The sequence below is a fragment of the Blautia massiliensis (ex Liu et al. 2021) genome (genome assembly GCF_052064225.1).
Classification (GTDB): domain Bacteria; phylum Bacillota; class Clostridia; order Lachnospirales; family Lachnospiraceae; genus Blautia_A; species Blautia_A fusiformis.
Window position 1 is genome coordinate 1 of record NZ_JBQHWA010000097.1, and the last position, 455, is coordinate 455.

General features: G+C 45.1%; 2 rRNA genes. Both read right to left on the reverse strand.

What is annotated here, in order from left to right:
- Window positions 1-197 precede the first annotated feature (197 nt).
- Window positions 198-315, reverse strand: a 5S ribosomal RNA gene (rrf, locus tag ACTNDQ_RS15465).
- Window positions 316-375: 60 nt separating this feature from the next.
- Window positions 376-455 (reverse strand): 16S ribosomal RNA (locus ACTNDQ_RS15470); the annotation flags it as partial.

Genomic DNA, 455 nt, shown 5'->3' on the forward strand with positions numbered 1-455 from the left:
TTGCGTTTGCATTAATTTCTTAATACTTTGCGTTTAAGGATATTTGATTAACTTAATCAAATCTCATGTATGCAGTTTTCAAGGTACAATGCTGACTGATGTTTTATCAGCCATCTGAAAGGAAAATAGCTTTTTCTCTCAGATCACTGGTAAAACCAGCATCTATCTCATCAGGTTTCCCTGTTCTTCTTTTTTTGATCTGGCGCCCACCTGCTCTCCCACACCGTCTCCAGTGCAGTACCATCGGCCGATTGGGTCTTAACCGTCGTGTTCGGGATGGGAACGGGTGTGTCCCCCAACCGCATCGGCACCAGAAATCTTTCAGCTTGATAGCTAAACAGTAAAACACATTTCTTTTCTCTACTTTTTCCTTAGAAAGGAGGTGATCCAGCCGCACCTTCCGATACGGCTACCTTGTTACGACTTCACCCCAGTCATCGGTCCCGCCTTCGGCA